Source organism: Lapillicoccus sp. (assembly GCF_046595215.1).
Lineage (GTDB): Bacteria > Actinomycetota > Actinomycetes > Actinomycetales > Dermatophilaceae > Lapillicoccus.
Map to the genome: position 1 here is coordinate 16,042 of NZ_JBKJPP010000117.1, position 14,623 is coordinate 30,664.

Annotated in this window: 12 protein-coding genes; 5 read left to right on the forward strand and 7 right to left on the reverse strand. The window is 72.6% G+C overall.

The genetic code is table 11. The features are described 5' to 3' along the window. Positions 1-415 precede the first annotated feature (415 nt). Positions 416-1,849, forward strand: a complete 1,434-nt coding sequence (locus ACLL9L_RS09495) for a glycosyltransferase 87 family protein (RefSeq protein ID WP_411284405.1) — start codon at positions 416-418, stop codon at positions 1,847-1,849. Here the strand turns inward: ACLL9L_RS09495 and ACLL9L_RS09500 are convergent. After that, on the reverse strand, positions 1,786-2,508 hold the full coding sequence (locus tag ACLL9L_RS09500) for a Type 1 glutamine amidotransferase-like domain-containing protein (RefSeq protein WP_411284406.1): 723 nt from the start codon (positions 2,506-2,508) through the stop codon (positions 1,786-1,788). The genes ACLL9L_RS09495 and ACLL9L_RS09500 overlap by 64 nt on opposite strands. A gap of 238 nt (positions 2,509-2,746) precedes the next feature. Here ACLL9L_RS09500 and ACLL9L_RS09505 point away from each other — a divergent pair, with 238 nt between their 5' ends. Then, on the forward strand, positions 2,747-4,279 hold the full coding sequence (locus tag ACLL9L_RS09505; RefSeq protein WP_411284407.1) for a serine/threonine-protein kinase: 1,533 nt from the start codon (positions 2,747-2,749) through the stop codon (positions 4,277-4,279). An 83-nt stretch (positions 4,280-4,362) separates the two neighbouring features. On the opposite strand, the gene ACLL9L_RS09510 is transcribed toward ACLL9L_RS09505, so the two are convergent. From ACLL9L_RS09510 to lpdA, 3 genes are read right to left on the reverse strand one after another with little or no spacing between them, the layout of a single operon-like run. Beyond that, positions 4,363-5,259 carry a TIGR01777 family oxidoreductase gene (locus ACLL9L_RS09510; RefSeq protein WP_411284408.1) on the reverse strand — a complete coding sequence of 299 codons (897 nt, stop codon included), beginning with the start codon at positions 5,257-5,259 and terminating at the stop codon, positions 4,363-4,365. 33 nt (positions 5,260-5,292) lie between these two features. Further along, the gene (gene sucB / locus ACLL9L_RS09515; protein ID WP_411284409.1) at positions 5,293-7,170 is read right to left on the reverse strand and encodes a 2-oxoglutarate dehydrogenase, E2 component, dihydrolipoamide succinyltransferase; all 1,878 of its coding nucleotides are present in this window, start codon (positions 7,168-7,170) and stop codon (positions 5,293-5,295) included. A 32-nt stretch (positions 7,171-7,202) separates the two neighbouring features. Then, positions 7,203-8,582 carry a dihydrolipoyl dehydrogenase gene (gene lpdA, locus ACLL9L_RS09520; RefSeq protein ID WP_411284410.1) on the reverse strand — a complete coding sequence of 460 codons (1,380 nt, stop codon included), beginning with the start codon at positions 8,580-8,582 and terminating at the stop codon, positions 7,203-7,205. Between the two features lie 219 nt (positions 8,583-8,801). Here lpdA and ACLL9L_RS09525 point away from each other — a divergent pair, with 219 nt between their 5' ends. Both ACLL9L_RS09525 and ACLL9L_RS09530 read left to right on the forward strand, forming a co-directional pair. Beyond that, on the forward strand, positions 8,802-9,149 hold the full coding sequence (locus ACLL9L_RS09525; protein WP_411284411.1) for a hypothetical protein: 348 nt from the start codon (positions 8,802-8,804) through the stop codon (positions 9,147-9,149). 107 nt (positions 9,150-9,256) lie between these two features. After that, positions 9,257-9,442, forward strand: a complete 186-nt coding sequence (locus ACLL9L_RS09530) for a DUF5302 domain-containing protein (protein WP_411284412.1) — start codon at positions 9,257-9,259, stop codon at positions 9,440-9,442. 12 nt (positions 9,443-9,454) lie between these two features. Here ACLL9L_RS09530 and ACLL9L_RS09535 read toward each other — a convergent pair whose 3' ends face one another. Continuing rightward, on the reverse strand, positions 9,455-10,978 hold the full coding sequence (locus ACLL9L_RS09535; RefSeq protein ID WP_411284413.1) for a leucyl aminopeptidase: 1,524 nt from the start codon (positions 10,976-10,978) through the stop codon (positions 9,455-9,457). A 100-nt stretch (positions 10,979-11,078) separates the two neighbouring features. Here ACLL9L_RS09535 and gcvT point away from each other — a divergent pair, with 100 nt between their 5' ends. Next, a complete protein-coding gene (gene gcvT / locus ACLL9L_RS09540; RefSeq protein WP_411284414.1) occupies positions 11,079-12,185 on the forward strand; it encodes a glycine cleavage system aminomethyltransferase GcvT in 1,107 nt (368 codons plus the stop codon). Here gcvT and ACLL9L_RS09545 read toward each other — a convergent pair. Together ACLL9L_RS09545 and ACLL9L_RS09550 are read right to left on the reverse strand one after the other, a co-directional pair. Beyond that, a complete protein-coding gene (locus ACLL9L_RS09545) occupies positions 12,148-12,984 on the reverse strand; it encodes an ECF transporter S component (RefSeq protein WP_411284415.1) in 837 nt (278 codons plus the stop codon). The two genes, gcvT and ACLL9L_RS09545, sit on opposite strands and share 38 nt — an antisense overlap. A 10-nt stretch (positions 12,985-12,994) precedes the next feature. Further along, positions 12,995-14,623 carry an ABC transporter ATP-binding protein gene (locus ACLL9L_RS09550; protein WP_411284416.1) on the reverse strand — a complete coding sequence of 543 codons (1,629 nt, stop codon included), beginning with the start codon at positions 14,621-14,623 and terminating at the stop codon, positions 12,995-12,997.

Here is a 14,623-nt window from a genome sequence, read left to right on the forward strand (position 1 = left end):
TGAAGCCGAATCCGAAGACGTACCAACCGGCTCCGTTGGCGATGCCGGTGAAGAGCAGGAGAGGGACGCTCGCGGTGCCCGCCGCGACGTGGATGCCCTGGGTGACCCGGTAGGCCCAGGACGGGTCGGGCGGCAGCACGAAGAACGGCAGCGGGTGCTGCTGGAGATGGCTGACGATCCCGGTGAGGAAGCAGATGCCGAAGGCGGCGCCGAGCCAGACGCCCAGCCGGGCCGTGACGCGAGGGCCGTGCAACGCGGACCAGAAGTCCTCCGGGAGGGGTGGTTGCCTCATGACCACGACGGTAGGACGTGGCGCCGCAGGGCGACGGCGCGAGCGCTTACGGCCGGGTGACACTTCGCGGCGCGTGGCCCACGCTCACCCCGGCCAACGGCCGGACCGGGCACAGTGGTCACCATGCGGCTCGTCCTCGGCTCCCTCGTGTGCGCCGCGGCGTATGCCGTGCTCTTCGGTCTCGGTGACACCGCCACCGGTCGACCGGTGGTCCGCGGCGGCATCTTTGCCGTGTGGGCGTTGTCCCTGGTCGTGACCTGGTGGGCAACTACGGGCGGGTTCCGTTGGCGCAGGCCAGTGCTCGCGGTCATCCTGGCAGCCACCGTCGTCCAGCTGCCAGGCGTGCTCGTCCCGCCGCGGACGAGCTCGGACGTCTACCGCTACGTGTGGGACGGTCGGGTCCAGCTCTCGGGGACGTCCCCCTACCGCTACGCCCCGCTGGACGACCGGCTCGCGGGTCTGCGCGACCCGGTCCTCTTCCCGGGGCTCGGGCCGAACGACCGGTCCGGCTACCTCACCGAGCCCCTCCCAAGCGACCGCGCCGAGCTCTCCCGCCGCGCCGCCGACGACGGCCGCACCCGGATCAACCGCCCGAGGGTGCCGACGATCTACCCCCCCGTCGCGCAGGCCTGGTTCGCCGCGGTCGCCGCGGTCACCCCCTGGTCGCTCGGCACGCTCGGTCTGCAGGTCGGCAGTGCCCTCCTCGCGATCGGTATGGCCGGAGTCCTGGCGGGGTGGCTCCGCCGCCGCGGGGGCAACCCCCTCTGCGCGCTCTGGTGGGCGTGGTGCCCGACGGTCTTCGTCGAGGCGGGCAACGGCGCCCACGTCGACATCGTCGCGACCGCCCTCGTCCTCGGCGCCGTGGCGGCCGGCGCCAGCACGGCCGGCCGGCGCCGCATGCGGTGGCTCGCCGGCCTGCTGCTCGGGCTCGCCGCCTCGGTGAAGCTCACCCCCCTGGCACTCGCCCCGGCTCTCATGCCCTTGCGACGTGAGGGCCTGCGGGCCGCACTCCCGGCCCCGGTCGCCGCCGTGGTCGCGCTTGCCGCGACCTATCTGCCGCACGCGCTCGTGGCCGGCAGCCTCGTCCTGGGCTACCTCCCCGGTTACCTGTCCGAGGAGGGTGGTGCGAGAGCGGGGGTGCTCGGGTTCGTCCTGCCCGCCAGCTGGCTGACTCCCGCGATCGTCCTCGTGCTGGGGGTCACCGCGGTCGGGGTGATGACCCGGGTGGGCTCCCGCCCGGACCCGGCCCACGCGGCGCTCGTCCTCTTCGGGGTGCTGCTCCTCACGACGACGCCCACCTACCCCTGGTACGCCCTGCCGCTCGTGGCCCTCGCCGTCCTCACGCACCGCCTCGAGTGGCTCGCCGTGGCGGTCGCGGGCCATCTCGCCTACGAGGGCGCCGGCGGCAGCCTCCCGCCGATCGGGTATGCCGTGGCCGCAGTCGTCGTCGTCTGGGTCAGCCTGTCACGCGCGGGCCGCCTGCCGGCCCGCCTTCAGAGGCGGCGGGTCTCGAGTGGCTCCTCCACTGCCGCGTCACCGTCCCGCCGCACGACATAGGCACCTTGGCCGTCCTGCTCCGTCACCGCCTCCACGAGCTCGGTGCCGTGGTAGACGAGGCCGACCCCGTCATCGGTGCAGTGCGTCTGCCCGAAAGTGCCGTCGGCGACGAGCCGGTGCACGAGGGGGCGCCGTCCCGGTTCGGAGTCGTAGTGCACGCCGTTGGCGTAGGGCAGCAGCGCCAGGCCGTTGGTCACGGCCCGCAGCTGCGGGCCGAAGGAGTCGGTCGTGCCGCCCTCATACCAGCAGATCGAGCCCGCCGAGACACCGGCCAGGACGACGCCTGCCGCCCATACGCGCCGCATGATCGCGTCGAGACCGTGCACCCGCCAGACTGCGAGGAGGTTGGCGACGGAGCCGCCGTTGACCCAGATGACGTCCTGCTCCATCAGGTGCCCCTCGATGTCCTCGACGTTGGGCATCGTGAAGAGGCGCAGGTGGCTCAGGTCCAGTCCGCGCTCACGGGCCGCCTCGGAGAGGCGGAACGAGAACTCCGCCGGGTCTCCCGAGGCCGTGCCGACGTGGCAGACCCGGGGGGTGCGGCCATGCGCACCGCTGAGCTCCACGGCATACGGGATGAGGTCGCCGAGCCCGAAGTGGAGTCGGTCGTGGGCGCGGTAGCCGCCCGAGGTGGCGAGGATGGTCGGGTGGCCAGGCATGGAGGCCAGCGTAGGGCGATCCCGGGAGCAGAGGCGCACGGCATACCCGGACCTTTTCGGCGTCCTGGTTGCGGGGTGGAGGGGTGCCGACGGAGGGGCTGCGCTCGGGCCAGGCGGGTACGAGGGCTGCCCGGATGCCTCGTCTCCTGTCTTCGAGTTCCGAAGCAGATCGACCGGGGCCCCGCCCCCCTGTGGACGAGCGAGACCGTCCCGGGGCCGACCGCGCCACCATGGACTCGTGAGCCCACCCCCGATGACCGATCCCGCCGCCGCGCTCCCCGAGGTGCCCGGGCACGTCCTGACCGAGCTCATCGGGCGCGGCGCCTCGAGCCAGGTCTGGGCGGCCCGCGCCGAGTCGTCGGGAGAGATGGTCGCCGTCAAGATCACTGTCGCGAGGGCGCAGGAGTCCTCGAACGTCGTCGACCTCGCAGCGCGCGAGCGGACCATCCTCGAGCGGGTCGACAGTGACCATGTGGTGCGCCTCCACGAGGCGCTCACCCTCGAGAACGGATCCGTCGCGCTGGTGCTCGACCTCGCCGACGGCGGCAGCCTCGAGGACCTCGTGTCGATCCGCGGAGCCCTCGACCCCGGCGAGGTCGTGACGATCTTCACGCCCGTCGCGGCAACACTGGGCGCGCTGCACGCTGCCGGGGTGATCCACTCCGACCTCTCCCCGGGCAACGTCCTCTTCACGGGTGAGGGCAAGCCGATGCTGAGTGACTACGACGGGGCACGCCTGGTGGGCGAGCAGCACCCGCACACCGTCTCCGGCACCCGCGGCTTCGTGGCTCCCGAGGTCTACCGGGGTGGGTTGCCGACCGAGGCGAGCGACGTCTGGTCCCTGGCGGCACTGGCGTGGTACGCGGTCACGGGGGGCAGCCCGCCGCACCCGGAGAACGCCGGCACGAGCGCGGAGGCCACCATCGGCCCGGACTTCGCCCCGGTGCTCGCGTCGATGCTCTCGGCGGATCCCGGTGCCAGGCCGACGGCGGCGCAGGCCGCGGTCGCCTTCTACCGGGTCGCGGTCCCCGCTCCCGTAGGGCTCGCCGGACGCAACCCCGACCTGGCGACCGCGATGACCCACCGGGTCCGGCAGGGGGTGACCGACCCTCCTGCCCACGCGGGCCATCCGTGGTCCGCGACGCCTCCGACCGGGCCGCGACGCCGAGCCGCTCGAGCAGCAGAGGCCCGCGAGCTGTCGGTCACGACGCGACTCGGACTCGTGCTCGGGGCAGCGGTGGTCTTCACGGCGGGGCTGCTGTTCCTCCTGTCCCGGCAGCACAGTGAGGCTGCCGGCTCCCCACCGCTCGCCGTCGCGACCGGCAGGGTGAGCATGGCGAGCACCACCACCGCCACCACACAGGGCGCCGCGGGCAGGGCCGTCGCGCAGCTCCGGTCCGATCCGCCGTCGACGCTCCAGACCCTGGCTGATGCGCGTGCCTTCGCGCTGGTGTCGGGCGACCCAGCTCAGCTGCTCCTGGTCGACGTCGAGGGCTCGAACGCCCAGCAGGCGGACCTCGTGATACTGGACCAGCTGAAGGGTCAGGGTCAGCGCTATGCCGACCTCGTCTTCCACGTCCGGTCGGCCGAGATCGTCGGGGTCGACGACACGAGTGCCCAGGTGCTCGCTGTCATCGACCGCGCCCCCTACACCGTCATCGGTCCCGGTGGTGCGCGTGCGCAGCCACCGGCGCAGGAGGGCCGCTCCTACCGTTACAGCCTCGCCCTGACCGGCGCCGACTGGCGCCTCACGGACATCGCCGAGGGCTAGCTCGTCCCGCCAGTCGAGGGCTGCCCGGCGGTCCCTGAGCGTCGTCTGCTTCGTTCGCGTCGCCTGTCTGGTCAGGACGGGGCCTAGACGATTGTCGCGACGGCCTCGCTCAGCGTGCCGTGGCGGTAGGTGAAACCCGTCTGCTCCAGCACCGCAGCACGGACCCGTTGGCTCCCGAGCACCTCGGTGGCGAACTCCCCGAGCACCGCCCGCAGCGCGAATGCGGGCGCGGGCAGCAGGGTGGGCCGGCCGAGCTGGGAGCCGATCTCGTGCACCACCTCCCGCTGCGGGAGCGCCTCGGGACCGACGACGTTGACCGGCCCGGTGATGTCCCGGTGGTCCACGAGATGGACGAGCGCACGGACCGTGTCGTCGAGCGAGATCCACGGCCAGTACTGCCGCCCGCTCCCGAGCGGTCCGGCGAGACCGAGCCGGCCCAGGCTCACCAGGGGCCCGAAGGCGCCCGCGCCCTGCGCCATCACCAGGCCCGTCCTGGACATGGCGACCGAGGCGCCGGCTGCGCTCGCGACCTGTGTCGCCGCCTCCCAGGCGCGGACGACGTCGGCAAGGAAGCCCTCCCCTCCGGGGCTCTCCTCGGTGAGTACCTCGTCACCGCGGTCGCTTCCGTAGAAGCCGACGGCCGAGCCGCTGACCAGCCGGATGGACGACCCGTGGGAGGCGACGGACTTCGCGACCGTTGCGGTGCCGTCGGCACGCGAGGAGAGGATCAGCTGCTTGTATGCCGGGGTCCACCGCTTGTCCGCCACGCCGGCACCGGCGAGGTGCACCACCGCGTCGATCCCCTCGAGCGAGGCTGGGTCGAGCGTGCGGTGGACCGGGTCCCAGGTGATCTCGGCGGCCGTGCGGGTCTCGCGGCGTACGAGGTGCAGGACGTCGTCCCCCCGGGCGCTGAGGAACGCCGACAGCGCCCCGCCGATGAGGCCGGAGGCCCCGGTGATGGCGATGCGGCGTGCGCTCACGTCGTGCTCCTCGGTGGTGGTGGGGGCGGGCTGCTAGAGGCCGAGCGAGGCCTCGAAGCGGCCCTCTTCCAGTCGCGTCTTCATCGTGGCGAGGAAGCGGGCGGCGTCCGCACCGTCGACGATGCGGTGGTCGTAGGACAGGGCGAGGTACATCATCGAGCGCACCGCGATCGTCTCGCCGCCGTCGACGTCCGCGACGACGACGGGACGCTTGACGAGCGCGCCCGTCCCGAGGATGGCCACCTGCGGCTGGTTGATGATCGGGGTGTCGAACAGCGCCCCCCGGCTGCCGGTGTTGGTGATGGTGAAGGTGCCACCGGCGAGGTCGTCGGGGGTGATCTTGTTGGTCCGGGTGCGGTCGGCGAGGTCGGCGATCGCCCGGGCCAGTCCGGCGATGTTGAGGTCCCCGGCGTTCTTGACCACCGGGACGATGAGGCCCTTCTCGGTGTCGACGGCGATGGAGAGGTTCTCCTGCGCGTGGTAGGTGATCTCGTCACCGGTGACGCTTGCGTTGACGTTGGGGTGGGCCTTGAGCGCCTCGACGCTGGCGAGCGCGAGGAACGGCAGGTAGCTCAGCTTGGTGCCCTCCCGCGCCGCGAAGTCCTTCTTGGCCCGCTCGCGCAGCCGGGCCACCTTGGTCAGGTCGACCTCGATGACCGTCGTCAGCTGCGCCGAGACCTGGAGCGACTCGAGCATCCGCTGCGCGATGACCTTGCGCAACCGGGACATCTTCTCGGTCGTGCCACGCTTCGCGGAGACCGACGCAGGCGCGGCCGCGCTGGACGCCGCCTGGTCCGAGGCGCCAGCAGGAGCAGGAGCAGCAGCGGTGGGTGGCTGGGCCGGGGCCTTGGCCTTCTCGGCCGCGTCGAGGACATCCTGCTTGCGGATCCGGCCACCGATCCCGGTGCCGGCCAGGCTGGCGAGGTCGACGCCGTGCTGGGCCGCCAGCTTGCGCACGAGCGGGGTCACGTATGCCGCGGTGTCCCCTCCGCCGTTGGACTCCGGGGCGCTCGGCGCGGCAGGGGGCGCAGGTGCGGCAGCGGCGGGTGCGGCAGGCGCGGGCTGAGCAGGCGCAGGCACGGCAGGTGCAGGTGCGGCAGGCGCAGGCGCAGCAGGTGCAGGCTCGGGGGCCTTCGCCGGCGCCGCCGGCGCCTCAGGCACCGTTCCGCCGGGCTCGCCACCGATGACGGCCAGGTCGCCGCCGACGGGCACGGTGTCGTCCTCGGCCACGAGGATCTTGGTGAGGATGCCGGCGACCGGGGACGGGATCTCGGTGTCGACCTTGTCGGTGGAGACCTCGAGCAGGGGCTCGTCGACCTCCACGGGGTCACCCTCGGCCTTGAGCCAGCGGGTGACGGTGCCCTCGGTGACGGACTCACCCAGGGCTGGCATGGTCACCGTCTGGCCCCCGCTGGAGCCACCGGAGCCTTCGGCGGCGCCACCCGAGCCACCGGAGTCGTTGGCGGGAGCCGAGCCACTCGCCTGGGGTGCAGTCTCGGGTGACGAGGGGTCGGTCGCCCCGCCCGTCTCAGCCTCGGGCTCGGAGTTCTCCTCGTCGACGGGCTGGTCGGTGGACGGGGTCGCCGGCTCGGGATCCGGGTCCTCGGCGGGCGCGTCCGCGGACTGGGCGGAGGACTCGCTCGAGCTGCCGTCAGCGTTGCCCGAAGCGCCGGGACCGTCGCCGATGACGGCAAGGTCCGCGCCCACCGGCACCGTGTCGTCCTCCTGGGCGAGGATCTCCTGCAGGGTCCCGGCGACCGGGGACGGAATCTCGGTGTCGACCTTGTCCGTCGAGACCTCGAGCAGCGGCTCGTCCACCGCCACCTCGTCGCCGACGTTCTTGAGCCAGCGGGTGACCGTCCCCTCGGTGACGGATTCACCCAGGGCCGGCATGGTCACGCGTTCGGACATGAGGTTGTCTCCTTCTGGGCGTTTCTCGGGCGTCAGGCGTGGGCGTGGAGGGGCTTCCCGGCGAGGGCCAGGTGCGCCTCTCCGAGAGCTTCGTTCTGGGTCGGGTGGGCGTGAACCAGGCTGGCGACGTCGGTGGGCAGCGCTTCCCAGTTGTAGATCAGCTGGGCCTCGCCGACCTGCTCACCCATGCGGGCCCCGATCATGTGGACGCCCACGACGGGGCCGTGCTTCTCGCGGACAAGCTTGACGAAGCCCTGGGTCTGGAGGATCTGCGACTTGCCATTGCCCCCGAGGTTGTACTCGTAGGTCTCGATCTCGCCGAACTTCTCCCGGGCCTGCGACTCGGTGAGTCCTACCGAGGCGATCTCGGGGTCGCAGTAGGTGACCCGGGGGATGCCCGTCTCGTCGATGGGAGCTGGGTCGAGCCCGGCGATGTCCTCGGCCACGAAGATGCCCTGGGCGAACCCGCGGTGCGCGAGCTGCAGGCCGGGGACGATGTCTCCCACGGCATACACGCCCTCGACGTTGGTGCGCAGGCGCTCGTCGGTCGGCACGAAGCCCCGGTCGAGCCTGATGCCGGCCTCCGCGTAGCCGAGGCCGTCGGTGACCGGGCCACGGCCGACGGCGACGAGCAGCAGGTCGGCCTCGAGGGTGTCGCCGCCCTCGAGCTGCACCGTGACGACGTCGCCGTCCTGGCTGGCACCGGCGAACGCCGCCCCGGTCCGCAGGGCGATCTTGCGCTTGCGGAACGTGCGCTCGAGCTGCTTGGAGACCGCCTCGTCCTCGGCGGCGACAAGGCGGGGCAGGGCCTCGACGATGGTCACCTCGGAGCCGAAGGAGCGGAACACCGACGCGAACTCGACGCCGATGACCCCGCCACCGAGGACGACCACCCGCGGCGGGACGGTGTCGAGCGACAGGGCCTGCTCGCTGGTCATGATCCGGCCCGTGATCTCGAGACCGGGCAGCGACCTCGCGACGGAGCCGGTGGCCAGGACGAGGTGTCGCCCGGTCAGCCGACGACCGTCGACCTCGACGGTGTCGGCGGCGACGAGCCGACCCTCGCCCTCGACGTAGTCGATGTTCCGTGACGACACCAGACCTTGCAGGCCCTTGTAGAGACGGGCGACGACACCGTCCTTGTAGGCGTTGACACCGCCCATGTCGACCGACTCGAAGGTCGTCCTCACCCCGAACCTCTCACTGTCCCGGGCGGCGTCCGCGACTTCGGCGGCGTGGAGAAGGGCCTTGGTCGGGATGCAGCCCTGGTGGAGGCAGGTCCCGCCGAGCTTGCTCTTCTCGACAAGGGCGACCGCCAGGCCCAGCTGCGCGGCGCGCAGGGCGCAGGCGTAGCCACCGCTGCCGCCTCCGAGGATGACGAGGTCGAAGGCCGTCTCGGCGCCAGCCGCCATGTGTGCGCTCCCTTGTGCAGGATCGTGTCCTCCGCGGGCGACGACGGATCGCGCCTCCGCCCGGAACGTTCACTGCGCATCCTGTCACTGATCGGCTCATAGGTCGCACACCGGTGCCGCATCGCGCGCTGGGCAGGCGGCGACCCGGGGGACCCGTTCGCGGCCGGAGGTGAGCCTGATGTCACCGGAAAAACGGCGCTCGCGCGATAATGTTGACGCATGGGTCTGTTGAACAGGTTTCGCCGCAAGACGTCTGGTGACGGCCGTCGCACGGACGGCCCCGCCATGGGCGTCGACCACGCCGCCGTCCGGGATCACCTCAGGAGTTTCGCCGAGACGCGACGTGGGGTGGAGGCCTTCGTCGAGCCCGCCACCAACGTCAGCGCCGAGAGTCTCATCCTCATCGCTACGGACGGCGAGTGGACCCGGCGTGCGGTGGGCTCGCGCAAGACCGCGTTCGACCTCGCCAAGGCGCTGGAGATTCCCGTCTACGACGTACTCTTGACCGGCTATCCGAGCCGGATGCGGCAGTGGAACTCCCAGCAACGCCGACGCGAGGGGCGCTGACGACCCCTTCGGACCGGGTCCGTGTGGCGGGTCCACGGCGTGGGTGACAGGGTGGCCCCGGCACCCCATGACTACCCCCCGCAGCCGCGGGGACACAGGAGGACGACATGTCAGGCAAGGCGAAGAAGACCGGTCCGTCCGAGGAGATGAAGGCGAAGTTTCGCGAGGCCCTCGACAAGAAGCAGGCCCACTCCGGCCGGGACGTCGCGGACGACGCCGAGCAGTCCAAGGTGCACGACGCCCACGGCCCGGCCAAGGCCCAGCAGATGTTCCGTCGCAAGTCCGGGGGCTGACGTGAGGGCGACTCAGGCGCGGGCGTAGCCCTCGACGAGGCTGAGCATGGTGCGCACGCCGTAGCCGGTGCCGCCCTTGGGGGTGTACCCGTAGGCACCCGCGTCGTTGTACGACGGGCCGGCGATGTCGAGGTGCGCCCACGGGATCGGCGTGTCGGCGTCCCCGCGCTGCGACCCGACGAACTCGCGCAGGAACAGCCCGGCAGTGAGCATGCCCCCCATCCGGTCGCCCTTGTGGGAGAGGTCCGCGACCTGGGAGTCGAGGTTGGGGCGCATCTCCTCCGGCAGCGGCATCGGCCACAGCTGCTCGCCGGCACTGTCGGCCGCGCTCTGCAGGGCGCCGCGCAGGTCCTCGTCGTTGGCCATGACTGCCGCGATCCGGTGGCCGAGCGACAGGACCTGGGCGCCGGTCAGGGTCGCGATGTCGACGATGGCGTCGGGGTACTTCTCGCTGGCGAGGGCCAGCGCATCGCCGAGGACCATCCGGCCCTCGGCGTCGGTGTCGATGATCTCGACGGTGCGGCCCCCGCGCATCGTCACGACGTCCCCCGGGCGCTGGGCGTTGCTGCCCGGCATGTTCTCGGCCAACGCGAGGTAGCCAGTGACGGCGACGGGCAGGCGCAGCTCGGCCACCGCGAGGACGCCCGCGGCGACGGCGGCAGCGCCGGCCATGTCGGACTTCATCGTCAGCATCGAGGCCGGAGGCTTGAGGCACAGACCACCCGAGTCGAAGGTGATGCCCTTGCCCACCAACGCGATCGAGGCCTTCGCGCCCGCTGGGGCGTAGGTCAGTGTCGCCAGCCGGGGCGGCCGCGCGGACCCCTGCCCGACACCGACGATGCCCCCGAAGCCGCCCCTGGCCAGGGCGCTCTCGTCGAGCACCCGCACCCGGACACCGGAGCCCTTGGCCCGGTCACGGACCTGCTCGACGAACGTCTCGGGGTAGAGCAGGTTCGGCGGGGCGTTGACGAGGTCGCGGCACCATGCCGTCGCGACACCGATCGTCGTGGCCCGCTTGACAGCCCGGCGGACCGCGGCGTCGCGAGCGCCCGTGGTGAGCAGCGTGACGGACTGGACCGGTACGGCAGCCGAGCCGACCCCACGGGGCCCGGTGACGGCATACCCACCGAGCGCCGCGCCCTCGGCGGCAGCGGCGACCAGCGCGACCGACCCAGCCGGCACGCAGACCGCAGCCTTCTTGACGGACGTGAGGCTGCGCACAGCCGAGCCGACCGCACGACGCAGCTGCTCCGGCCCGAGGTCGGAGCCGGCCCGGTCGCCGAGCCCGACGAGGACCACCCTGGCGGCTCGCACACCGGGGACACCGGCGACGGACACGAGCTCGTCGGGGGCGCCCTTGACCCCGAGTCCGGTGATGGTCGCCTCGAGCTGGGCCACCGCCTCGCGGGGGAGTCCATGACTGGCGGCGAGGGCGGGAGCGGGGCCGCTGCGGCTGACGCAGACGACGAGGACGTCGACGTTGGCGGTCGCCGCGGCTCGGTCTGAGACGGTGAGGGTCGGGGTGGTCAGGGGCACGAGGATGGTGTCCTTCGGGTGGGGGATCTGAGGTGGGACCGGCGTTTCGAGCATATCCACCGGTCCGCAGGAGGTGACCGCTGGCGCTAGCGTTGGTCGCATGAGCACCGGCGCGAGGACCTCACCCCTGCATGAACGCCACGTCGCCCTCGGCGCGAAGATGGCCGACTTCGGTGGGTGGGACATGCCCATCGAGTACCCCGGCGGCGGCGTCGTCGCCGAGCACACCGCGGTCCGTGAGCGGGTCGGGCTCTTCGACGTCAGCCACCTCGGCAAGGCGACGGTGCGCGGCGCCGGGGCGTTCGACCTCGTCAACTCCTGCTTCACCAACGACCTGGGTCGCATCGCCCCGGGTCAGGCGCAGTACACCCTCTGCTGCGACGCGTCCGGTGGCGTCGTCGACGACCTCATCCAGTACGTCCTGGCCGAGGACGACATCTTCCTCATCCCCAATGCCGCCAACACGGCCGAGATCGTGCGTCGGGTGAAGGCCGTTGCGCCAGAGGGCATCTCGGTGGAGGACCGCCACGAGTCCTACGGCGTCATCGCCGTGCAGGGACCGCGCTCCGACGAGGTGCTCGAGTCGCTGGGTCTGCCGACCGGGCACGACTACATGTCCTTCGTGCAGGCACAGTTCGGGGCGCCCGGCCACGACGTGATCGTCTGCCGGACGGGTTACACGGGGGAGCGCGGCTACGAGCTGGTCCCGCGGTGGGACGACGCGACGGCTCTCTGGGACGCCCTCGTCGAGGCGATGAAACCCCTCGGGGGTATGCCGTGCGGGCTCGGCGCTCGCGACACGTTGCGCACCGAGATGGGCTATCCCCTGCACGGCCAGGACCTCTCGCTCGACATCTCCCCGGTCCAGGCCCGGGCCGGCTGGGCCGTCGGCTGGAAGAAGGAGGCGTTCTGGGGTCGCGACGCCCTGGTCGCCGAGAAGGCGGCCGGTCCGCGGCGGCTCTCGTGGGGTCTGCTCGTCAGGGGCCGCGGCATCCCGCGCGCCCACTGCGCCGTCCTCGTCGACGGCGAGGTCGTCGGTGAGGTCACCTCGGGGACGTTCTCGCCGACGAGGAAGCAGGGCATCGCGCTGGCGCTGCTCGCCCCGACCGTGGGCCTGGGCGACGAGGTCGTCATCGACGTCCGGGGCCGCCAGGTCGCCGCGACCGTCGTCAGGCCCCCGTTCGTTCAGGTCCAGGTCCGCGAGTAGCCGGCGACCCGGTCGGGTTGGGAGCGAACTCCGGCGCCGCGTCGAAGTTGGCACGGCGGACGGCGCGGCGCAGTGTCGCCAGCACCCGGCCCCCCACCAGTAGGACCAGGGTCGCGGTGAGGAGGGCCCTCGGCAGGTCGTAGCCGAGGGACGTGGCGAGGTAGAACACCGCGTAGTGGCGCAGGTTGGCCGAGACCGGGTCGCCGGGCACGAAGCCGGCCCCCGTCGGGGCGCTCGCGACGTCGAGGAACGGCCAGAACCAGAGGTTCATCACCGCGCCGTAGGCCAGCCCCGCCACGGCGCCGTAGCCGGCGAGCAGCAGGCGTTCGGCCCACCCGCCGAGCCGCGGCAGCAGGGCCGCGCCGAGGGCGACCCACCCGGCGGCGAACATCTGGAACGGCACCCATGGCCCCACGCCGCCGGTGAGGAACGCCCCGGTGAGCAGGGCCAGCGCGCCGAGCAGGAACCCCTTGCTCGCGCCGAGCGCCCGGCCGCCGAGCAGGATGAGGAAGAACATCGGCTCCAGCCCCGCGGTCCCCGCCGACAGGACGCGCAACGCGCCGCCCATGGCCGCGAGGACGCCGAGCACGGCCACCGCCTTGGCATCGAACCCGTATGCCGTCATCTCGGCGAGCAGGACGAGCGCCAGGAGCCCGAGGAGCACCGCGAACAACCACGGGGCGTCGTGGCCGTGCTCCTCACCGATCGTCGGGTCGGCGAGAAACGGCCAGCCGAAGGCGACCAGCCCGACGACGGTCACCAGGGCCAGGGCGAGCACGGCGGGGGGTCGGAACCTCATGACAGGCACCTCATGACGCGGCCCCGAGCCCGGTGACGACGTCCGCGACGGTGAGGTAGGGCAGGGGGTGGAGGATCTTGGCCACCTGGGGTGCGAAGGCCGGTGACCCGGACAGCACCGCACGCACGGGTCCGTCGGCGACGACGTCACCGTCCGCCAGGACGACGACCCGGTCGGCGACGTCGGCGGCGAGCTCCACGTCGTGCGTCGCGAGCACGACCGCGTGGCCGTCGCGCGCGAGCTCGTGAAGCACCTCGACGAGCCGCGCCTTGGCGGGGTAGTCAAGACCGCGGGTCGGCTCGTCGAGCAGGACGAGGGAGGGCGCTCCGCCGAGGATCACGCTGAGGGCCAGGCACAGGCGCTGGCCCTCGGAGAGGTCGCGGGGGTGGGCGTCGGGCTCGAGGTCGCCGCCGATGCGGCGCAGCAGGGCCGCGGTCGTGCCTGCCGTCAGCCCGAAGTCGGCGTCGGCGCTCGCGCACTCCCCGGCCACCGTGTCGTCGTAGAGGAGCAGACCGGGATCCTGGGGGACCAACCCCACGGCAGCCACGAGGCGCGACGGCGGCGTGCCCGCGGGATCAAGCCCCCCGACCCGCACCGTCCCGGACGAGGGCTTGAGCTGGCCGACGAGGGCGGCGAGCAGCGTCGACTTGCCCGCGCCGTTGCGACCCATGACCGCCACGACCGAGCCCCGGTGGACCTCGAGGGTGGTGTTGCGCAGTGCCGTCGACACGCCCCGTCGCACGGTGACCCCCCGCACCGAGGCCGCGAGCGGGCCTGGCGCTGCTGCCGGGGCCGTCGGTGGCGACGTCGGCGGGGGCGTGCCGCTCAGCCGACCGCGCAGGTCCACGGCCCGGCGCCGGGCGTCGCGGATCGACAGCGGGAGCGGGCTCCACCCCATCCGGCGACCGAGCTCGATCACCGGCGGGTGGACGACGGAGCGCGACATCGCATCGGCGGGGTCGGTCAGCGGCGCGACCCGTCCGTCCTCGACGACGAGCACCCGGTCGGCGTGGTGGATGACCCGCTCGAGCCGGTGCTCGGCGAGGACGACGGTGATGCCGAGGTCGTGCACGAGTCGGTGCAGCGCCGCGAGGACGTCCTCGGCCGCCACGGGGTCGAGGGCAGAGGTCGGTTCGTCGAGGACGAGCACGCGCGGTCCGGCCGCCAGCACCGCACCGATGGCGACACGTTGCTGCTGTCCGCCGGACAGCTCGGTGAGCGAGCGGTCGCGCACGTCGGCCAGACCGAGCAGGTCCAGGGTCTCCTCGACCCGCCGCCGCATGGCGGCCGGCTCGACGCCGAGGGTCTCCATGCCGTAGGCGAGCTCGTCCTCGACCGAGTCGGTGACGAACGACGCCAGCGGGTCCTGGCCGACGAATCCGACCACGTCCGCCAGGTCGCGTGGCCGGTGGTCACGGGTGTCGCGGCCAGCAACCCGGACGCGGCCGGACAGGGTGCCGCCGGAGAAGTGGGGGACGAGGCCGTTGATGCAGCGCAACAGGGTCGACTTGCCGCTCCCGGTGGGGCCGACGACGAGGACGAGCTCCCCCTCCTCGACGGTGAAGGTCACGCCGGTCAGCGCTGGGCGAGCACCGACGGCGTGGTCGTGCAGGACCCCGACGTCCGCGAACTCGATCAC